The sequence below is a fragment of the Armatimonadota bacterium genome (genome assembly GCA_036504095.1).
Lineage (GTDB): Bacteria > Armatimonadota > DTGP01 > JAKQQT01 > JAKQQT01 > DASXUL01.
In genome coordinates, this window is record DASXVS010000064.1 from 24943 (window position 1) to 45476 (window position 20534).

Consider the following 20534-nt stretch of genomic DNA (forward strand, 5'->3'; position numbering starts at 1 on the left):
AACCCGCATCCCAAGTCCAACATCCCAAAAACGGGGAGGTGATTTAAATACCTACAGAACAGAAAGCCAAGGTACTCGAGGCAACAAGAGAACGCCTGAAACGGACATCCGCCTATGTGGTGATGGACTACCGCGGTCTCACGGTGGCTCAGATCTCCGTGCTGCGCCGCGAAATGCGCAAAGCCGGAGGCGAGCTCCACGTCCTGAAGAACACGCTGTTTCGCATGGCTGCCGCGGATACAAACACGGCGGTCGACGACACGGTGTTGCACGGCCCCACCGCCGTTGCGTTCGCGTATGACGACCCCATCGGCCCCGCGAAGGTGTTGGCGGAGTTTATCAAGACCCATCCGCACATCGCTATCAAGGGCGGCGCCGTCGGAAGTCACACCCTGACACCGGACCAGGTGAAAGCGCTTGCGAAGATCCCGCCGAAGCCGGTCGTCCTCTCAATGCTCGCTGGAACCCTCCAGGCTCCGATGAGCCAGATGGCCGCAGGACTCAACGCCCTCAACACCAAGATGGCGCAGTTGCTCCAGGCCTTCGCCGAAAAGCAGGCCGGCGCAACCGCATAAGCATTCAGTTGGGCATCGTGTCCAACGCATACATGGGCGCATCCATAGGCGCCTGACAGAGTTAGCAAGGAAAATTAACAAATGGCTATGACAAACGAACAGATTCTGGACGCGATCGCAGAGATCAGCGTTCTCCAGTTGAGCGAGTTGGTGAAGGCGTTCGAAGAGAAATTCGGCGTCACCGCCGCCGCCCCGGCCGCCATGATGATGGCCGCTCCCGCCGGCGAGGCCGCACCGGTTGAAGAAGAGAAGACCACCTTCGACGTCGTACTCACAAGCGTCGGCAGCCAGAAGATCCAGGTCATCAAGGTCGTTCGCGAACTGACCGCCCTGGGCCTCAAAGAAGCCAAGGAACTCGTCGACAACGCGCCGAAGGCCATCAAGGAAGGCGTCCAGAAGGACGAAGCCGACAAGATGAAGGCCGCCCTCGAAGAGCAGGGCGCCAGCGTCGAACTCAAGTAATCGTAACGGAACACTAACCGGGAAACTGGGAAACGAGGTTACTACCGCAACCGGCAGTACCCTCGCTTTCCAGTTTTCTGGTTTCTCAGCCCCTTCGTTTCCCACCGTCATCTCCAGGCGGTGCGAAACATCCCAGAAACAAATCGTTTACGCGCCGGCAACAACTCCGAAACAGGGGCGAAACCGGCGGCCCTTACACTGTTAACTGGGCGGCGCCCGGCCGCCCGGAGTGGGAAGGGATGGAGATGACCAATCCAGGAATCAGCGCCGGGGATACCGCATTCGTGCTGGTGTGCGCGGGGCTTGTGATGCTGATGACGCCAGGTCTGGCGTTCTTCTACGCCGGTATGGTGCGCAGCAAGAACGCGTTGGCGACGATCATGCAGTCATTCGCCGCGCTGGCAGTGATCTCGATACAGTGGGTGGTTATCGGTTACAGCCTTGCTTTCGGCCCTGATCACGGGGGCTTGATCGGCGATCTGTCCTGGCTGGGCCTTCGGGGCGTGGGCATGGCGCCCGACCCCAAGTACGCTTCCACGATCCCGCACACGGCATTCATGCTCTACCAGATGATGTTCGCCGTCATCACGCCTGCGCTCATCACCGGCGCTTTCGCGGAGCGCAAGAAGTTCAGCACATTTCTGGTCTTCATGGTCCTGTGGGCGACATTTGTGTATGACCCCGTGGCGCACTGGGTGTGGGCGTCGGGTGGCTGGCTGAACAAGATGGGCGCGCTGGATTTCGCGGGCGGGACTGTTGTTCACATCAGTAGCGGAGTTACCGCGCTCGTCGCGGCTATTGTGATGGGGCATCGCCACGGCTATCAGCGCGAGGAAATGCGGCCCCACAACATGACCTTGACACTGCTTGGCACCGGGCTCCTCTGGTTTGGGTGGTTTGGGTTCAACGGCGGCAGCGCGCTGGGCGCCAATGGACTGGCAGCCAATGCGATCCTGGTTACCCACGTATCGGCCGCCGCTGGGGCGCTGGGATGGATGGGCGTAGAATGCTGGCGTCGCAGGCAGTGCACCGCCCTCGGCGCGGCCTCCGGCGCGGTTGCCGGTCTGGTTGGCATCACACCGGCGGCCGGATTCGTTGGCCCGATGGCCGCAATCGCGATCGGGCTGCTCGTCAGTATCGTATGCTATATCGCCGTGGCGGCCAAAGCGAAGCTGGGTTACGACGATTCGCTGGACACGTTCGGGGTCCACGGCGTTGGCGGGACGATCGGGGCGCTCGCTACGGGGGTTTTCGCCTCGGCGGCTATCCAGGCGGGCAAGACAGGACTCCTGGAAGGTAATGCGCGCCAGCTTGGCGTGCAGGCAGTCGGCGTACTGGCGGTGGTTGTGTATTCGGTAGTGGTGTCATTCGTGCTGTTGAAAATCCTGGACGCGGTTATGGGGCTTCGCGTAACGCGCGAAGACGAAATACTGGGATTGGACCTGAGCCAGCACGGCGAAGAGGCGTACGATCTGTCCTCCTCGTGACCCTACCATTGCCATCCTCCGCAAGGCGGACAATCTCCACGACTACACGCGCGCACACGCGGCGAAACGCCGCCTTGTTCGTCCGCAGGTGTTACCTCTTCCGTGCCACGTGCCGAGCGGGCTTTGGCGCGGGCCTCTTCGCAGCGGGCTTCTGATCGGCGACGGATGCTTTCACGTAACTGCCGCTCTCGGAGATGAGCCGATCGCCCTTAATCTCATACGCGGCAAAGCCGAACTCACCCGCGACCTCAACGTAATTGCCGCTCACTTCATACGATACTACGACGGTGTTATAGCGCCTGCTGCCGCCCGCGTCAGCTTTCAGAGTTCGCGAGGCGCAACGCCCATTCGTCTGAAAGTCGAGATACAGGTCCCTGTGGACCTTGCTGACACCGTTAGTCGTCGTGTAGAGATAGTATTTGCCGGACACGCCGGCCGCCTTCGCCACGGTCGGAAGCACCGTCAACGACAAGAGAGCCATCAACGCGAACAGAGTATATCTCATCAGAGTCACCTCCCAGCCAGGCTGATACGTGGCCACGATTTCACCGGATTCAGCTAATTATTCCGCGGAATGGATATATCCGGTACGGGTCTTTTCAACCTGAGCGCGCGCCGTTCGGGTTGAGCGCCTGCGCGAGGCATTCAGGAGCAAGGACGGAGGGCCATGCCTGCTTAAATGGCGCCCGTTCTTGCCCTTCGCGAGGTTGCGTGGTATACTGTGTAAGGCGTTCGCCCTCGTAGCTCAGAGGATAGAGTACCGGCCTCCGAAGCCGGGTGCGGGGGTTCGAGTCCCTCCGAGGGCACCAGAGCGGAAACGATGGATCATGAGCGAAGCACGAGGAGTCCCGGATTCATCGTTCTGAATTCATCATTCATCGTTTAATACGTGGGGCGTTGGAGTAGCGGTTAACTCGTCACTCTTTCACAGTGAAGATCACGGGTTCGAATCCCGTACGCCCTACCATACGCGGCGGCCCGCCCGGGTCGCCGCTTCTTCGTTTTGTCACGCTCCTTACATCCCGCGCCCCGTTTGAACTACCATAAATGCAGCAACGTTCTCACCCTATCTCGCACGCTTAACGAACAGGCCCCGACGGTTGACATTTCGGGGCGAACCTGGAGGCAATTGTCATGTTCCATACTCGCGCAACGGTAATGTCGTGCGCCCTGCTCCTCGCCGCATCGGCTTGCTCCCTTGCCGCCGGCCCGCAAACCGTCCTCCCCTCCGGTACAACCGTCAAGGGCTGGAAGCAGATGGGCGGCGTCAAGGTTTTCAATAACAAGACCATTTTCGACCTGGTTGACGGCGAAGGCGACGCAATCCTGGCATACTCATTCCGGGGCTGCGCTCACGGGGAATACGGACCCGCCAAATCGGCGCAACCGGCGATCACAATCGACGTCTATGACATGGGGGATCCGCTGAACGCGTACGGCCTGTTCAGCAGCAGCGACCGTAGCAGCGGCAAGGCCACGGCGCTGGGTTCCGAAGGCGTCAAGATCGGCCAGAGCGGTCTGAATTTCTGGAAAGGGCGATATTTGGTCCGAACGACGCTCATCGGTCGCGGCGCGGCTTTCCCGAGCAATCAGACGGCCCAGACGGCCTATGCCAAGGCGACGGCGGCGAAGATCACGGGCCCAGGCGGACCTCCGGCCCTCTTGAAGGCCCTCCCTGGTGGCCGCCAGCCACACAGCGAACGGTATACGAGAAAAAACGTTTCGGGCCAGGCATTTCTCAACAACGCTGTAGGCGCACGGTATCCATCACAGGGGTTCGGGGCCGAACTGTATATTTCCGATTGCGGCAGCCCGGCGGCCGCGAAAGCCTCATTCGATGCGTATCGGTCGTACGAGAAGGCCGGCAAGGGGCTCGTCCCCGTGAAAGGCATCGGCGACGCGGCGTTCAGCGTGTCCGACCGCTTCGCCAAGAACGTGGTCGTTGCGCGCAAAGGAAAGTACGTTGTGTGGATTCTGCGAGCGAAGGACGTTAAAGGCGCAACAATGCTGGTGAAGAAGGCTGTCGCCGGTCTGCGATAACCCAGCGCGGTGGTTTGGAGTCAGGTAGTCCATGGCGGATAAAGGCAAACTCTCACGCAGGAAGTTCCTGGAGATCGCGGGCGGCGCGGCCGTTCTGGGCGGGCTTTACAGTATCACGTTTCAGGACGAAAGCGCTCCGGCAAAGCCGCGTCTCCGGCCCGCGCCGGCGCCCGCCGGCGCGGACATCGTGGCGGTTGAAGGCGCGCCCACCGATTATGCCGCCATCACGGAGCGCGCCATCAACGAGATGGGCGGCATCGAGCGGTTTGTCAAGAAGGGTGATCGCGTCGCGCTGAGCCCGAACATGGGCTGGATGCGGACCCCGGAACAGGCCGCCGCGACGCACCCCGACGTGCTGCGCAAAGTAGTGGAAATGTGTGAGCGCGCCGGTGCATCACGCATCACCTGCATCGACTACACCCTGGATGACTGGCAGATGGCGTTCGACATTTGCGGCGCGAATGCGGCCGTCAAGGGCACGAAGGCGACCCTCCTCTCCCCCACCGACGAGGGGATGTACCGCGAAGTCGATGTCGCTTCGTTTGTGCCCGCGAAGACCTCCGAAGGGGCTCCGTACGACTGCGTTCACCGCGCTAACCGCCTCGTGCAGAAGGTCCCGCGCGAAATTCTGGAGGCCGATTCATTCATCGTGATGCCGATCGTGAAGGACCACGAGGCGGCGACCATCACCATCTCCATGAAGAAGTTGATGGGAAACATCTGGAACCGGAAGGACTACCACCGGTACGGCCTGCACCCCTGCATCGCGGAACTCAATATGGCATTGCGACCGACGCTCATCCTGGCGGATGCGACGCGCGTGCTGCAGACGCGCGGGCCGAAGGGTCCGGGCGAAGTGACCATCCCGAACCAGGTTGTCGCGGGCGTGGACCCTGTGGCCGTGGACGCTTACTGCACACGGTTTCTGACGGTCAAGCAGATCACACCGGACCAGGTTCAACACCTGATGCTCGCCGCGCAGATGGGCCGCGGCCAGATCGACATGGACAAGCTGAAGATCAAGGAGATCTCCGGCGCAAACGCGTAGGCGGACGCCGGGAAATGGCGGGGAATCGGCGGCAAAGCGGATATGATAGAAGCGGCACCAGAGAAGACGGGCCTTTCGAAGGCGGATAAGCGGAAGATGGCCAGCGAACCCGGGAACGCCGGGGCGCGCTGGATCATAGCGCTCCGCCGCGCAACGCAGGTTATCACGTTCGCGGCGTTCGTACTCCTGTTCTTCGGCACAACGGAGCCGTCCGTGCAGCGAGCGAGCGTGCCGCGCGGGTTCTTCATGTCTCTCGACTTTCTGAACACGCTGAAGAACGCCATAGCGTCGCACCACGTTGCCGTCTACGCCCTGGGGCCCGGACTGCTGATCCTGCTCCTCACACTGTGGGGCGGGCGCATCTTCTGCGGATGGTTGTGTCCGCTCGGAACCTCCATCGATATCGCGGACCGACTTCTGTTTCGCAAGGGCCGCCTGTTCTACAACCCGAAGCGAACCGAGACACGTCGCTACCGCAACTGGAAATACCTTTACCTGCTGATCGGCCTTGGCGCCATCGTGTTTGGCGTTGACCTGCTGACGTTCGGCGACCCTCTTTCTCTCATTACACGCACGTTCGCGCTCTGCTTCTATTGCCCGTTCGCCTATGTATGGAACGGGGCTATTGGTCTGGGCGACCACCTGGGCATCCTTCGCGCTGTGGCGCGGATAACCGGCGTGGATATGAATTCGTGGCGGCTGGTCCCCCTGGCCTTCTTCAACGCCTGGCCGGCACTGCTGATGTTCATCGGCGTCATCGGGCTCTCCGCGTACCAGGAACGGTTCTGGTGTCGCAATCTGTGTCCGTACGGCGCATTGCTCGCGCTGCTTTCCCGCTTCGCCGTCCTGCGTCACTACGTGAGCAAGGAAGGCTGCATCCACTGCCGGAAATGCGAGGGGCTGAGCCGGATGGGCGCGTATGAGAATCTGGATAAGCGCGTTCAGGACCCTATCGAGCACAATATCGGCGAGTGCATTCAGTGCTTCCGGTGCGAGACGATCTGCCCGCCGGACGTCATCCAGATTCAGGCCAGGATGCCGGGCCGGTCGCCGGACGCAGTGAAGCCGGAGCCGCAGGCGGACATCGATATGGGACGGCGTCGTGTGCTGGCCGCGATCGGCGTTGGGATGCTGTGGGGCGCCACCGCGCGAGCAAATGCCGGCAACTACCTCGGCAAGATGCGGCGCTATGCCAAGAACAACCGTGCCATCCGCCCGCCGGGCGCCCTGCCGGAACGCCAGTTCCTGTCAGCATGCACACGATGCGCAGAGTGTATGAAGGTCTGCCCGACAAACGGCCTGCAGCCCGCGCTCCTGGAGACCGGTCCTGAAGGTTTCTGGACGCCCCTTCTGACCCCAGCAATCGGCCCGTGCGCGGAGAAATGCACCGCTTGCGGCGATGTGTGCCCCACCCACGCGATCCGGCCCTTCAGCTGGCAGGACAAGCGCTTCAAGCTGAAGCTGGGCCTGGCGAACGTTAACCAGAGCACCTGCATCGCCTGGAACGGGGGCCGCGATTGCGTGGTGTGCGCGGAAGTATGCCCCTATTCGGCGGTCGTGTTCCGCGACAAGATGGACGACGGCCTCGCCAAAGACGATACCCGGCCTATCACCGATCCCGGTAACCGCGGCAAGACGAAGCGCGTTCCGACAGTCGATGAGAAGTTGTGCACCGGGTGCGGGATATGCGAGTATCACTGCCCCGTTCTGCCGGAGCATTCTATCGTTGTCTACACCATGCAGGAGGACCGCGATTTTCGACCGGCGCAGGAAGGTCCGCTCGACGGGTTCGTTCGCCCGCACTGGCAGTCGCGAAAATCGGCCGGCAAGGATACGGAATACGAAGCGACCAGGGAAGAATACAAACGGCGGCAGGATGCGGCGAGCCCCGGTGGACCTTCGTCTTCTACTGGTGGCCCGCTTTGACAGCGCCACGAGGTTGGGCCTGGGCGCTATTTCCCGTGGATGACGCGGAGACACTCTGGACCGACGCCGTAGTCCGGAACGCGATCCAGTTGGTGGATGAAGCCGGGCAAAGCGCTGACTATGCTCCAATCGGCCCGGTGATCCACTGGGCACACATATTTAAGAGCGAGCAGGGAACGGACGGGGGTTGGCCGGCGGCGGTGAATGCGCGGACCGGTGAACCCATCGGCGCGGTGCGGACTACCGCGCCGGCAGAACTCATGGCGCGTCTGGACGCGCTTCTGGAATCTACCGAATACGCGGCTTGCATCGAAGCGGCCGCCCAGGCAAACCTCTAAGGAGAATCTGATGGAAGACGACAAACGGATCATCACCCCGAACACTGAGGACCTCAAAACGCTGAACCGGCGCGATTTCGTGCGCATCCTGACGACCGCGACCATCGGCGCCGGCGCCTTCGCCGCGGCGTTCAAGGGCTTCGCGCTCTCGCCCTCACAACGGGCCGAAGCGGCGGAGACCATGGCCGACCGGATCGGAAAACTGCCGAAACGCCAGTTCTGTGGACGCATGAAAGACGTCAAGACTGCTCCTATCATCATCTGCCAGGACTGGCGGCCCGAGTTGTACGCGGCGGGGCTGGCGGCCGGACTGAATATGGTTCACAAGGCGGGATACTGGAAGACGATGCCGCCGGAGTTCGCCAAACTGCCGCGCGAATCGTACTACACGGACATAACGGTTGATTCGACGCCGCGGAACCCGGACGATGAAGAAGGCGCATACCGCCAGGTGAACGAATCGCTGAAACAGAACGGGCTGAAGTATTACGACGTATTCAAGGCACACTTCGGGTGGCGCAGCGTGCAGTCGATGAAGGACCAGCGCGGGACCTACCGGGCATTCCAGCGCCTCAAGAAGGAAGGCAAGGTCCGATACTTCGGCGTGAGCCAGCACGACTACCTTCCCTATCCCGAGATCATCAGCGCTCAAATCGACGATGGCGTTATCGACACGATCCAGATGTTCTTCACGTACGGAGCGCCACAGGCGACCGTTGACGTCCTCGAGAAAGCACGCAAGGCCGGCATTGGCGTCGTCGCCATGAAAGTGATGGGCGGCGCCGTCAAGATGCGGGCCGACACCGCGTATCAGGCGCAGCTCAAGGCATCCGGCAAGGTCGGGCGCGCACTGTATCGCCACGTGCTGACGCTGAAGGGCAAGGACAAGAAGCCGATCTTCGCGGGCTGCGTGACGAACGTGGGCAACTTCGATCAGTTCGAAGAGAACATCGGAGCTGGCGCTGATAAAATCGCGCGCGCCGACGGCTTCTTCTTCGACGTCTAAGGGCAGGATTCAGGATCGGGGAACAGGATGCGGCTAGGCCCGCACCGGCGTCCCAGATTCCGTGCTGGACCTGAAGGTCCGCGTCGAACCGAAACTTTGGCCTGAGCCGAAGACAACGCAATACACGCTAGCCATCGATACACGTCATCCTGAGCGCAGCGAAGGATCTCAACATAACGTTGAGATCCTTCGCTGCGCTCAGGATGCCTGGCTATCAGCAATCACCTTGCGAGGGTGACAGTGCTTTTCGTCGCATGCTCTGTGCGTTCATCCCGGAAGGTGATCGCAAACGGTTCCGCATTCCTTCGCTGGATGCCGCCGAGGTGCTTTATCTCCATCGCTTCGTGGCGCACGGTGAGTGCGAAGCGCTGGCCCAGGTGGATGAACTGGAATCGGACTTCCGTCCACTGCTCCGGCAGTTTCGGGAAATCGCGGATGACCAGAGCGTCCAGGCCCCGCTCGATGCGGCAGAAGCCGTGGACCAGCGCCTGCCACGCTCCCCCGAGGCCCGCGGCGTGGATGCCGAGGTTCCAGTGCGGGCCGTAGGAATCCAGGTCCACGTGCGACGTGCGGATGAAGTACTCGTACGCCCAGTCCATCATCCCCAGTTCGGCGGCGACCAGCGAATAGGCCATCGCGCTCAGGCTGGAATCGTGGGCCGTGCGCTTCTCGTAGTACTCCCAGTTGGCGCGCTTGACCTCCTCGCTGAACTGGTCGCGCAGCAGGTAGAGCATCATCACAACGTCGGCCTGTTTGATGATCTGCGTGCTCTGGAACGGTCCCAGCGGGCCGCCGGGATGGAGGTCGGGGTGCGCCAGCCGCGCGCGGGCTACGTCCACCGCGCAGTCTTCAAGCCCGAAATAGCCGGCGAACTGCTCGATGACGCCATCAACGTCGGGCTGTGGGATGTAGAGAGCGTCGCGGATGGTGCGCCAGAGATCCCCCTCACCCCCTAACCCCCTCTCCCCGGGGGAGAGGGGGGATTGTCTCCCCACTCCCCCGGGGAGAGGGGCTGGGGTTGAGGGCGGAAGGAGCTCCGCGAACTTGATCGCCACGTCCAGCGCGAAGCGGGCTAGGGCGTTGGTGTAGGCGTCGTCATCGACGGCTTCGTGGTACTCGTCCGGGCCGAGGACGCCGCGCAGATGGTACGAGCCGTCCGGGTCCCTCTCGGCGCGGCTGGCGAAGAAGTTGGCGACCTCCACGGCGATCTCCAGACCGCGCTCGCGGATGAAATCCAGGTCGCCGGTCGCAAGGTAGTACTGCCAGAGGGCGTAGACGATGTCCGCGCTGATGTGGATCTGCTGGTCGGAGAACGGAGCGCGCATGGGGCGGCCCGTGAACGGGTTAGTGAAGACGTACAGGGCGCACTGGTCGTCGCCGGTCTCCTGGCTCTGCCACGCGTAGAACGCGCCGTCGAAGCCGTAGTTGTTGGCCTTGCGGCGCGCGCCGTTGAGCGTGTGGTAGCGGTAGCCCAGCGCGTTCCGCACGGGCGCGGGTTGGGACGCCATCAGCATCGGCAGGCAGAAGATCTCGCAGTCCCAGAAGATGCTGCCATAGTAGTCCTGCCCCTGGAGCCCGCGGGCGGGAATGCTCACGCGGTCGCTCCACCACGGCGACGCCGCCAGCAGATGGAAAACGGAGAACCGGATGCCCAACTGCGCCTCATCGTCACCCTCAATGACCACATCGGAGTTGTCCCAGAGTTCGGCCCAACGCGCTACGTGCTCTGCTTTCAGGTCGTCGTAGCCCTGCTCCCTCGCCCACGTGGCCATCTCGCGCGCGCCGTGGAGTGGGCGTCCCACGGTGAAACGGCTGTCCGCAAATGCTGCCATGATCTCGAGGCCAAGTGTCCGCTCAGGGCGCAGACACGCGACAATCGTCCTTTGGGCACTCATCCGCTGGTGTTTTGCTCGTGAACGGATGGCTTTCCGCGCCCAAAGCGATGTGGCCACCGCGATCTCGTATCCGGGATCGGTCGTCTCGATAGAGGCGGACAGGCCGTTCAGATAGGCGCTGGGAATGAAGCGAGCTGTGTGATCGGCCCACCGATTGTTGACATCAGCACGGATTTCCGAGGTGACCTTAACGTCACAACTCTGCTCCACCGTGATGAAGTACATCAGTCCCGCCACGTTCGGCGTGACCGTGCTCAGGAAGCGTTCGGTGTCGATGGTGACAACCTTGCCGGCGGGGCTTTTCCAGCGGACGTGGCGGCGGAGGATGCCTTCACGCATGTCCAACTCGCGCCAGTAGTCCAGCACCTCGCCGGTCGTCATATCGAACCGTTCGCCGTCCACGTCCATCGTGATGTAGTGCCAGTCAGGGATGTTGACGATCTCGCGCTCGGTCAGCTTGCCCTTCGGCGTGTCGTAGATGCCGTTGATATAGTTGCCCACTATGCCGGGCACCGTGGGATCGGCCTCCTCGAACGCGCCGCGGCTGCCCATGTAACCATTCGCCAGCGCAAAAACCGTGGCGCGGGAGGTCTCTTCTTCGGGCTTCCATTCCGTCTCACGAAGCCGCCAACCGTCGAATTCGTAATCCATAGGTTCTAATCTACCACAGAGGAAAGGAGGACACAGAGGAGCACGGAGTGAGAGAAATGCAATTCCTCTGTGTACCTCCGTGTACTCAGTGTCCTCCGTGGTTCAGATGTCGTTTGGGTTCAATGCACCCAGTGTTGTGACCACAAGGTCGGCGCCGGCGGCTTTGAGGAGTTCTTCATCGTTGTGGCGGGCGAGGCCGATCGCTTTCATGCCTCCTGCTTTCGCTGCCTTCACACCGCTGGGCGCGTCCTCGATGACGACGCAGTCGGCCGGGTCCGCGCCGGCTTCCTCGGCGGCGGTCAGGAACAGCTTCGGGTGCGGTTTGCCCGGATGGATGTCGCGACCGCTCACGTTGGCGGCGAGGACGTCCAACAGCGTGGTCTCGCAGGTCACACCGTCCAGCGGGCGGCCGTGGAGGTATGGCTCCACGTGGACGCGCGCCATCATCGCGTTGGCATTCTTCGAAGAGGAGGCCGCGGCGACCTTGCCGCCGGCCTCCATCACGCGCAGAAGGAACCCCACCGCATCGGCGTAAGCTCGGAACTCGCCGCGATCGATGAGATCTGCTATCATCGCCTGTTTGCGCCGGCACAGCAGCGCGACGTGCGCATCGTCCATCGGAAGCCCGAACGCGGCCAGCATCGCGCGCGCGCCGTCATTGCGGGGCTTGCCGGCGACCACGAACTGGTAGAAGCCAGAGGTGTAATCCTCCGGATGATAGGCCGAGGCGGCCCCCTCCTCCGCCCAGTCCGTCTCCACGAGGGTCTTCAGGGTCTCGCCCCAGGCCTGCTCGTGCGGAGAGTCCACCAGCACGCCATCCACATCAAAGATAAAGGTTTTCACGCTCCAATTGTGTGGCGTTAGGGCATGGGGCAGGCAAGAAACCCCTGCGACTGAAGTCACGGCTACAAACGCACAAAGTGCCCGTCCGGGCACTGTATCGGAATCGCCGAAGGGCGACTTTGTGCTCATGTTGCCCGCGAATTCATTCGCCGGGTGGAGTTCAATCCTCGTCCACGTTCGGATGGAATTTCGCCCACGGGAACGGCTCGTCAGGTCGCAGCGAATGCCAGACTGCGCGGGCGACGATCGTGGCATCGGCGCGATCCACCCCGGACCAGTCCAGCTTGTGCGACGCAAGAGCCAGCCTCCGGGCCTCACCGTTGAGCGCTGTGGTGGACGGGTTCATCTCGTCGATCGGGACGTTGGTCGGGACGGCGGTATACGGACTGTATTCCGGCTTCGCCGTGAAGCAGGCGGACATCGGGGTGGCGGTCCGGTCAAACCGGTTCATCGCGGGCAGACCCAGCACGAGGCCCATCGTCCGGATCAGCGAGGTGTGGTTGTACACTTCGCTCACCACTTTGCCGCGCCTGGTATATGCCGACGCGCAGAATGCCACGGTGCGATGCCCGTCCACATGGTCAAGACCGAACTGCGAATCGTCCTCGATCACGAGTATCAGCGTGTCCTTCCAGAAGCGGGACTTGCTGATGCCCTCCACGATTCGGCCGAGCGCAAGGTCGTTGTCCGCCACCGAGGCGCGGGGCGTGGGGTAGCCGGGGTCCGTGCCGTTGGTGTGGTTGCACGGCAGCAGCAGGATGGACAAGTCCGGCATCTTGCCTGTGGCCTGCCAACCGGACAGGTCCTTCAGGTAGAGGTCGGCCCTCCACTGGTCCGGCGGAATGACCGGCCACCCGATGTACTTCGGATGGAGCAGCGGCTTGAGGGCGGCATTGTCCGTGTCCGCGGTGACCTTGTACCGGTTTCCGCCGGCCTTGTAGTCTGCGTAGAACTGGCGGAACGTCGGCTCCTTTCCGGTGGAGGGGTCCACAACGCGAGGCTTGTTCACGAACTCGCCGTAAACGCGTACGCTGCGATGCTTCTTCACTGCCGAGGTCCAGAGGAACCCCGCCGGCGAGTAGGCCAGGGGATCGCCGCCATCGTACGGATAGCTCCGGGCATACGCGGAGTAGTTCTGCTCCATGTAAGCGTTGGCGACCGCCGATCCGGTCCACTGATGGCCGTCGGCGGAGTTGGTGCCGCTCGTGTACGTGTTGTCCAGCAGGACGAACTGGCGGGCGATGGCGTGTTCGTTCGGGGTGGTCCTTTCCGGGAAGAGACAGAGCGCTTTATCGCCATTACCCTCCGGCATGTCGCCGAGGTCCAGGTCGTAGGTGTGGTTCTCTTTGATGATGTAAACCACGTGCTTGAAGACCGAGGGCTCACCGACACGTTCCGGGACGGGGCGTGGCTTGATCCCCTTTCGGGCCGGCAATTCGAATCTACCCCAGCGGTTGTTCTCGGCCACCTTGCGCGTCTGCAGTGCAAGGTCCCGCCAATCGGAGCGCGCGATAAACTGAACGGTCCCTACGGTGCTATGGACGTTGTAGCCTCCCACCGGGCTGGCGAGTCGTGAACCGAACCCCTTCGTGCTGGCGACGAACAGGCGTCCCCCATGTTCCCCCAGCGCGATCGGGAACCACCCAGTAGGAAGGTATCCGGTGATACTCCTGGTGGCTGTGGAGACGATGGCCACGGCATTGGCGCCGCCACACGCCACATAGAGGGAATTGCCATCCGCGGAAAGCGCAAGGCTGGTGGGCATCTGTCCGAACCCGGGATCTTCGGGTTGCCGCATGGAGATCGTTCCGGCGATTCGCCGGAGCCGGATGTCTACGATCGAGATCGAGTCGCCGTCCGAATTCGCGACGTACGCCTTGCTTCCATCTCTGGTGAACACGGCGGCCGATGGCTGTCGGCCGGCATCCACACTCGTGGCCTTGAGCGTGTGTGTGTCGATGAACGTAAGGCTGCCACCCAAGGCGGAGTCCGTGGTGGGGTCAACCCGGACCTGGGTCTGGGCGGACGGCGCGGATGGCTCATTGGAGCGGGCCGCGCGGCCGCCACGATTCGCGACCAACAGCGTCCGTCCGTTCGGCGAGAGCGCGATCCGGTACGGGGCAACGCCCACGGGAATCTTCGCGATCGTCTTCCACGTGGAAGTATTCACGACCAGGAGAGCATTCCGGATGCCGAGTGCAGCATACAGACGCTTGCCGTCCGGGGAGAGGGCGAGGCCGGTAACCTGCGGGTTACCCGTCGGCGCCGGCAACGGAACGAGATCGGTCCCGTTGGGCGAATTGGTCCGTGCCCCCGGCGAGCCGGAGACCGGCGCCTCAACCACCTCCGCCAGCTTGAACGTGCCCGTCTTCTTCCAAGCGCCCTTCTCGATGGAAATGCGGTTTACCTGGCCCTCGTCGCCGGTCGCGTACAGCGAAGCGCTATTCGGCGCCCAGGCCAGGCCCAGAGGTCCCGTGCTGAGCGGTACGGTGCTCGTCAGTTGTCCGAGGGGCGTGTACAACAGTACAGCGTTCTGCGTCAGGACCGCCACAACCTTGCCGTTCGGCGACACCGCGACGTCCTTGGGACGCGCTCCGTTCACTCGCCGGACGGTTCCCAGGGGCGTAACCACCTGGTTGCTCGGCACAAGGGCTGATTCGCCTTTACGTTCGCCGACAGTGTTTCGGACCGACGGCGCGGCAAGTGCGGGGAGTCCGGCAAGGTATAACGCCAGCGTTAGCGCGTTCACTCGAATCATCGTCTCTCTCCTCAACCACTCAATGAAGCTGACATCGCCGCACGGAAACCGTCCGGCCAGTAATCCACCTTGGTCATTGTAGTGTGGCTTCGGAGTCGGATTTTGGATCCCGGCTTCCTACCCTTTGACACCGCTATAATGGTTCTAGATACAAATACTGCTTAGGCGACTTCTTGGGGGCATCACTATGCGAGTCTACGTATATTGTCGCGTTTCGACGGATGAACAGTCCACGGACGACCACTACAGCCTGGGCAATCAGGAGCAGCGCGCCCGGGATTATGCCAAGGCGAAAGGATGGCAGGTCTCCTGGGTGCGTAAGGACGTGGCTTCAGGCAAAAATACCAATCGCCCCGGATTCCAGGCACTTGACGCCGCCGTTAAGATAGGTGAGGTCGATGTTGTCGTCGTGTACCGTCTGGACCGCCTTTCTCGAAACGTCCGCGACATCTATGATTTTCTTGACGAGCTACAGAGGCGTGACATCGCCTTCGCCAGCATCACAGAAGGCTTCGATACGACGACCGCAATGGGCCGTGCTATGCTTGGTGTCGCGGCTGTCTTCGCCCAACTCACGCGGGAGATGATTGCCGAGAACGTCAAGGATGGCTTACTGCGACGGGCCGAGTCGGGAAAATGGAATGGACCTAAGTGGAACCCTCCTTACGGCTACACCTACGTGCTAGGAGGAACAATAGAGCCGATTCCTGAACAAGCGGAGCTAGTTCGAAGTATCTTCAGGTGGTTCAGTGAGGACAAGTGGGGCACGAGCAAGATCGCACGGTACTTGAATAACCAGGGGGTCAAACGCGAGTCGGCTAAGCCAAATTCGGGCCAGTGGATCCAAAACAAGATTTGGGAAATGCTGCAGAATCCCGTGTACGTCGGGAAAGTCGTAGCCGGCGATCGGCTGGTGGATGGCATCCACGAACCGCTCATTGATCAGGATACCTGGGACGCGACGGCAGCAGTGTCTACCGCCAGAAAGCTTCAGTCTCCACGGTTGAAGGCATCCCCTCACCTTCTCTCGGGCCTGGTGCGTTGCGGAACCTGTGACCGCCTCCTCGCCGCCCAGAAATGCAACTATTCGAACAGACAGGGCGATGTATCATTCGTCGGCTTCCGGCATTCGCGAAACGAGTTTTCGGGTCCAAGACATTGTCCGGGCGTCTACCACCGTGGCGATACCTTGGAGCTCGCGGTGATATCGGACCTTCTAGCGCTAGCAAAGGGCGAGAACGTGAGAGAGATGGCGCTGAAGGCTGCGAAGGAGCGATTGGCGACTGAATCTGGCCCGCTCAGGGACGAGGCTCAGCGCCTCTCGTCCCAACTCTCCGAGTTCGATCACCGGTTCGAAAGCTGGGCGCGACTCCTGGACGACGGCGCGATCGACGAATCGCAGTTTCGCCTCCGCAACGCGGCGCTCCTAAAGGACAAAGTGAAAGCCTCCAAACGGTTCGAGGAGATCGAGGCTGCGCTCGGGGCTGAAGAGAGACTGGAAATCGATCTTGCAGAGGTTGACGCAGTATGGCGTGATCTGCCGGTAGCGTGGGAGCACCTGGAATTTGAACAGAAGCGTGAAATCCTACGCTTGCTGATCGAGAAAGTACTGGTGTACCCGGATCGTGTGGAGTTGCAGCCTTACCATTTGCCGCCGCGTCGGCTGGAAACGCGGCGGTCACGGCGAGAGTTCATAAGAAAGGTCACTTAATTATCGGTATCGGCATCGCCGCAGCGAACGAGGTTGACTCTCCCTTCAGTCCAGTCGGCCGTTCTCACCGCCACGCGGGCATGAACCGTGAGGGGCATTGTGATCATGCTTGCTGGGAACAGACGCAAATCCGCTGCGGTGCCTTTTGCCTCCTCGCATTGTGATATGATGGTGGCAGACAGACGCGCTGTCTTCGTGACCACGCCCGCATCCATCGTTGGGAGGTTCTGCCCGTGAAATCGCACCACCGTTTGCTGACGGCCCTGGCGGTATGCTTCTGCCTCTCTATCCATCCCGCGAAAGCAGCCGGGACGCCGGCGGGGGAGCGGGTTGTCTCGCGGGGGCGGTTGCCGTGAATTACGACCTCAGGAGCGGTCGAGCCGTCTTCCTGAAGAACACCGCAGCACCCGAGGCGCGGGCCGATGCGGTCTACCAGAAAGCCCTCGCTTCCCGCGTGTCACCGACCACCCCCCTCCCCGTGCCGCCGCTTCCGGCCGGGTTCGATGCGACCAAAGTGAGCAGCGCCTTCCTCGCGGAGCACGGGGCGGTCTTTGCCCTGAAAGACCCGCTGCAATCTCTGATTCCCGTTCCTCCGGCGGCTGACGACCTCGGGATGGTTCACGTGGCGTTCAACCAGGTCCACGGAGGTGTGCCGGTGTATGCGTCGCAGGCGGTCGTGCACCTGACCGGCGACGGAAAGGTGAGCAGTGTGAGCGCGAGCGTGATGCCGGACCTCACCGTGAGCACACTGGCTACCGTGACTCGCGACGAGGCGAGCGCACATGCGTTGACGGCATTTCAAGCACAGTTCCCGCTATCAACTCCGTCTGTCGTTTCCGTAAAGCCGTATGTGTTCTGCCCGGGCTTTATTCGCAACGACGCGGACAGCACGGCCTACTTGGTCTGGGAGGTACGCATCGTCGGCAAGCGCTCCGCGTGCGAGGAGTGCCCGCCGATCGCCGACGAGAACCCCTTCTTGGACGCTCACGGTGACGGTGCGCTGGTGTTCCAGCTCTCCAACTCGCGGCAGGATTCCTACCGCAAGATCTACGACTGCTCCATCTACTACCTAACAGATCCGAATGCGTGTTGGTCGGAGAAGGTCATTCCACGATATCTCGGATACACGTTCGGAAGGCGCGAAGGCGCTCCGGCTCGCGGTCAGAATCCCGTCCCGGGTAATAACGGCGCAACGGATGTGGACATTTTGTATGACTTGATTGGCGGTCTGAATCAGATGTACGTCGAGGAGACCGGACGCAATGGCCCAAACGGCAAGGGTGGAGCAGGGGATGGTACTGATTTCCCTTTCAACTACATCGCGAGCTTTGCGTTTCACGAAACTGGGTTTCCAGGAGAATGCCGAAATGGCGCCGGTGCTTGGTTCTTCCCGGGTCGAACTGAATACTGCATGGGAAATGTGGTTCCGGACATGGTAGGACACGAGGCCTCCCACGCCGTGTCGTACTATCGCTGGGACACAGCCGGCAACTTGAACAGCCTCGCAAATTGGGGCGACTCCGGCGCGCTCAACGAGAGCTTTTCCGATATCTGCTGACCCACTCGTTTTCGGCCAAAGCTTTGGCCGTGAAACGGGTGACGAATAACGACGGTAAGAACACCCCCGGCGTGGACCAGATCCTCTGGAAAACGCCGGAACGGAAAGCAGGGGCAATATCCGCGCTCAGGCAAAGGGGCTACAGTTCCCAACCGCTGCGGCGCGTGTATATCCCAAAGGAAAACGGGAAGAAACGCCCTCTGGGAATCCCGACGATGCGGGACAGAGCCATGCAGGCACTCTACCTGCTCGCGCTCGATCCCGTGGCGGAGGTGACCGCCGATCCGAACTCATACGGGTTTCGGAAGGAGCGGTCCTGCGCGGACGCTATCGAACAGTGTTTCAAGACGCTGTGCCGTAAGTCGTTTGCGCAGTGGGTGCTGGAAGGCGACATTCGAAGCTGTTTCGACCGGATCAGCCACGAGTGGCTGTTGGCCAATGTCCCGATGGACAAGGCCATCTTGCGCAAGTGGCTGGCGGCGGGCTACATGGAAGAAGGGGTCTTCTACGAAACTGAGGAGGGAACGCCGCAAGGCGGCGTGATCTCGCCGGTGCTGGCAAACTTCGCCCTCGATGGATTGGAGCGGCTGCTTTCGCAGGCGTTCCCGTACAAGTCGGGGCGGGTGATCCGGCCCAAGGTTCATCTGGTTCGGTATGCGGACGACTTCATCATTACCGGTAGCAGTAAGGAGCTGCTGGAGGATGAGGTCCGCCCTCTCGTGGAGAGCTTTCTGCGGGAGCGGGGGCTGGAACTCTCAGTTGAGAAGACCAGCGTCACGCACATAGAAGACGGCTTCGACTTCCTCGGACAGAACGTCCGCAAGTACAACGGCAAACTGCTGATCAAGCCGTGCCGGAAGAACGTACAGACGTTTCTCACTAAGATCCGCAGGATCGTCAAAGCGAATCGATCGGCCACGGCGTACGCTCTGGTCTCCCAACTCAACCCGCTGATCCGGGGTTGGGCGAACTACCACCGTCACGTCGTGAGCAAGGAGATATTCTCTCGTGTGGACACCGCGATCTTCCGATCCCTCTGGCAGTGGGCGAAGAAACGCCACCCCAACAAGGGGCACCGCTGGGTCAAGGAGAAATACTTCGGGACCGTCGGCGGCTCGAACTGGCGCTTCTTCGGCGAACAGCGCGATGAGGGCGGCACCACAACAATCCAATGGCTACGCCGCGCCTCCTCGACGCGCATAACACGGCACCTGAAGGTCAAGGCTGAGGCGAATCCTAACGACCTGGCGTTTGAAGTCTACTTCGAGGAGCGCGAGAGCGCTCAATTGGGAGACGACACGCTGGGAAAGCGGAGACTTTGGCGGCTCTGGAACGAGCAGGACGGCTTATGCCCCGTCTGCGGGCAACGGTTCACCCGAAAACGCGGGTGGCGCTTGCACTATCTGGTCCCCCGAGTGCTGGGAGGACCGAACCGGAGTAACAATTGGGTGCTGGTTCATCCCGACGGCCACCGGGAGGTTCACGACCGTCGACTCTTCGTGGCGAAACCGCGTCCGCATAAGGGCGTTCAAGAGGCTCGAGCCGTGTGACGGGAAACTGTCAAGCACGGTTCCTTGAGGGGGGAGCGACGGCAACGTTTCTCCCCCACTCGACCTAAGGGATTTCGTTCGCTTCCGGTAACGTGAGCGGGCGCAACTCGCCGTGCATCACAACCGCCTCCACCTGGGCGGAACAGTTAAGTCCCTGTGGATTGAAGTGACCGTTTCTCTCTACCTGAGCACCAAACGTACGTTTTCGTTCCAATGATTGCCAGACTTCCACGTCGGCTACCTGGACGATCTTGCGCTCCCAGAGCTTGATGTCACAGAATTGTGCAAGATTAACACCCACCACCGCTACGCCACGCCAAATTTGCTGGTCCCATCGAGTATAATAGTCTCGGGATTCATAAGTCGATTAACGCGCTCTGGGCCAACGATTACCCAAAGCAAATGCTGATCGAATCTGGATGCCTTCTCCGACTGACAACGTTGCCGGCCGAGAACAAGTTACGTTTCATTTTGTCCCTGCCCGTGCGGGTGGTGATGGAACTTCAGATACTTGTGTGGTAGGTGACGCAAGGCCGCGCCGACCCAATGGCGACGCCTGCCCTGCGCTGATTCTGTGCGCGGTGAATATCAGGTAGGTGTCGGACCCCACGGTGTGGTCGGGCCTCAATCACGCTTGCGGACGGCCTTGGGTTTCTACATCTCTTCCCCGTGTGTTCTCGCGCGCG

15 protein-coding genes and 2 tRNA genes are annotated in these 20534 nt (G+C 61.5%); 13 read left to right on the forward strand and 4 right to left on the reverse strand.

Annotated elements, in window-relative coordinates:
* Positions 1 to 47: 47 nt before the first annotated feature.
* The 3 genes from rplJ (at position 48) to VGM51_14795 (ending at position 2524) form a co-directional block, all read left to right on the forward strand.
* On the forward strand, positions 48 to 575 hold the full coding sequence (rplJ, locus tag VGM51_14785; GenBank protein HEY3414303.1) for a 50S ribosomal protein L10: 528 nt from the start codon (positions 48 to 50) through the stop codon (positions 573 to 575).
* An 87-nt stretch (positions 576 to 662) separates the two neighbouring features.
* Positions 663 to 1037 carry a 50S ribosomal protein L7/L12 gene (rplL, locus tag VGM51_14790; protein ID HEY3414304.1) on the forward strand — a complete coding sequence of 125 codons (375 nt, stop codon included), beginning with the start codon at positions 663 to 665 and terminating at the stop codon, positions 1035 to 1037.
* A 245-nt stretch (positions 1038 to 1282) separates the two neighbouring features.
* Entirely contained in the window at positions 1283 to 2524 is a 1242-nt protein-coding gene (locus VGM51_14795) for an ammonium transporter (GenBank protein HEY3414305.1), read from the forward strand.
* 91 nt (positions 2525 to 2615) lie between these two features.
* On the opposite strand, the gene VGM51_14800 is transcribed toward VGM51_14795, so the two are convergent.
* The gene (locus VGM51_14800) at positions 2616 to 3029 is read right to left on the reverse strand and encodes a hypothetical protein (protein ID HEY3414306.1); all 414 of its coding nucleotides are present in this window, start codon (positions 3027 to 3029) and stop codon (positions 2616 to 2618) included.
* A 229-nt stretch (positions 3030 to 3258) separates the two neighbouring features.
* Here VGM51_14800 and VGM51_14805 point away from each other — a divergent pair.
* From VGM51_14805 to VGM51_14835, 7 genes are all read left to right on the forward strand, one after another.
* Positions 3259 to 3333, forward strand: a tRNA-Arg gene (locus VGM51_14805).
* A gap of 82 nt (positions 3334 to 3415) precedes the next feature.
* Positions 3416 to 3491: transfer RNA gene (locus tag VGM51_14810), tRNA-Glu, on the forward strand.
* 167 nt (positions 3492 to 3658) lie between these two features.
* A complete protein-coding gene (locus tag VGM51_14815; GenBank protein ID HEY3414307.1) occupies positions 3659 to 4564 on the forward strand; it encodes a DUF6599 family protein in 906 nt (301 codons plus the stop codon).
* A gap of 31 nt (positions 4565 to 4595) precedes the next feature.
* Positions 4596 to 5612, forward strand: coding sequence for a DUF362 domain-containing protein (locus tag VGM51_14820; GenBank protein ID HEY3414308.1), 1017 nt, complete (start codon positions 4596 to 4598; stop codon positions 5610 to 5612).
* Between the two features lie 96 nt (positions 5613 to 5708).
* Positions 5709 to 7538 carry a 4Fe-4S binding protein gene (locus VGM51_14825; GenBank protein HEY3414309.1) on the forward strand — a complete coding sequence of 610 codons (1830 nt, stop codon included), beginning with the start codon at positions 5709 to 5711 and terminating at the stop codon, positions 7536 to 7538.
* Complete coding sequence (locus VGM51_14830) at positions 7535 to 7876, forward strand: hypothetical protein (protein ID HEY3414310.1); 342 nt, start codon at positions 7535 to 7537, stop codon at positions 7874 to 7876. The genes VGM51_14825 and VGM51_14830 overlap by 4 nt, the downstream gene beginning before the upstream one ends.
* A 10-nt stretch (positions 7877 to 7886) precedes the next feature.
* Positions 7887 to 8882, forward strand: coding sequence for an aldo/keto reductase (locus tag VGM51_14835; GenBank protein ID HEY3414311.1), 996 nt, complete (start codon positions 7887 to 7889; stop codon positions 8880 to 8882).
* 221 nt (positions 8883 to 9103) lie between these two features.
* On the opposite strand, the gene VGM51_14840 is transcribed toward VGM51_14835, so the two are convergent.
* The 3 genes from VGM51_14840 to VGM51_14850 form a co-directional block, all read right to left on the reverse strand.
* Positions 9104 to 11428 (reverse strand): hypothetical protein, encoded by a 2325-nt coding sequence (locus tag VGM51_14840; GenBank protein ID HEY3414312.1) that lies wholly within the window; start codon positions 11426 to 11428, stop codon positions 9104 to 9106.
* A 102-nt stretch (positions 11429 to 11530) separates the two neighbouring features.
* The gene (locus VGM51_14845; GenBank protein HEY3414313.1) at positions 11531 to 12271 is read right to left on the reverse strand and encodes an HAD-IA family hydrolase; all 741 of its coding nucleotides are present in this window, start codon (positions 12269 to 12271) and stop codon (positions 11531 to 11533) included.
* Between the two features lie 160 nt (positions 12272 to 12431).
* Positions 12432 to 15029: an alkaline phosphatase family protein gene (locus tag VGM51_14850; protein ID HEY3414314.1), complete on the reverse strand. Its 2598-nt coding sequence runs from the start codon at positions 15027 to 15029 to the stop codon at positions 12432 to 12434.
* A gap of 187 nt (positions 15030 to 15216) precedes the next feature.
* Here VGM51_14850 and VGM51_14855 point away from each other — a divergent pair, with 187 nt between their 5' ends.
* The 3 genes from VGM51_14855 (at position 15217) to ltrA (ending at position 19848) form a co-directional block, all read left to right on the forward strand.
* Positions 15217 to 16740 carry a recombinase family protein gene (locus tag VGM51_14855; protein HEY3414315.1) on the forward strand — a complete coding sequence of 508 codons (1524 nt, stop codon included), beginning with the start codon at positions 15217 to 15219 and terminating at the stop codon, positions 16738 to 16740.
* Positions 16741 to 17011: 271 nt separating this feature from the next.
* Positions 17012 to 18298, forward strand: a complete 1287-nt coding sequence (locus VGM51_14860) for a hypothetical protein (GenBank protein HEY3414316.1) — start codon at positions 17012 to 17014, stop codon at positions 18296 to 18298.
* Between the two features lie 23 nt (positions 18299 to 18321).
* Entirely contained in the window at positions 18322 to 19848 is a 1527-nt protein-coding gene (gene ltrA, locus VGM51_14865) for a group II intron reverse transcriptase/maturase (protein ID HEY3414317.1), read from the forward strand.
* Positions 19849 to 20534 lie beyond the last annotated feature (686 nt).

Bases quoted from the DNA above. Each gene is read 5' to 3' on its own strand.
- VGM51_14815 (HEY3414307.1), top strand. From the start codon at position 3,659: ATGTTCCATACTCGCGCAACGGTAATGTCGTGCGCCCTGCTCCTCGCC.
- VGM51_14850 (HEY3414314.1), bottom strand. From the start codon at position 15,029: ATGATTCGAGTGAACGCGCTAACGCTGGCGTTATACCTTGCCGGACTC.
- VGM51_14820 (HEY3414308.1), top strand. From the start codon at position 4,596: ATGGCGGATAAAGGCAAACTCTCACGCAGGAAGTTCCTGGAGATCGCG.
- VGM51_14835 (HEY3414311.1), top strand. From the start codon at position 7,887: ATGGAAGACGACAAACGGATCATCACCCCGAACACTGAGGACCTCAAA.
- VGM51_14860 (HEY3414316.1), top strand. From the start codon at position 17,012: ATGCTTCTGCCTCTCTATCCATCCCGCGAAAGCAGCCGGGACGCCGGC.
- VGM51_14795 (HEY3414305.1), top strand. From the start codon at position 1,283: ATGACCAATCCAGGAATCAGCGCCGGGGATACCGCATTCGTGCTGGTG.
- VGM51_14840 (HEY3414312.1), bottom strand. From the start codon at position 11,428: ATGGATTACGAATTCGACGGTTGGCGGCTTCGTGAGACGGAATGGAAG.
- VGM51_14825 (HEY3414309.1), top strand. From the start codon at position 5,709: ATGGCCAGCGAACCCGGGAACGCCGGGGCGCGCTGGATCATAGCGCTC.
- rplL (HEY3414304.1), top strand. From the start codon at position 663: ATGACAAACGAACAGATTCTGGACGCGATCGCAGAGATCAGCGTTCTC.
- VGM51_14855 (HEY3414315.1), top strand. From the start codon at position 15,217: ATGCGAGTCTACGTATATTGTCGCGTTTCGACGGATGAACAGTCCACG.
- VGM51_14800 (HEY3414306.1), bottom strand. From the start codon at position 3,029: ATGAGATATACTCTGTTCGCGTTGATGGCTCTCTTGTCGTTGACGGTG.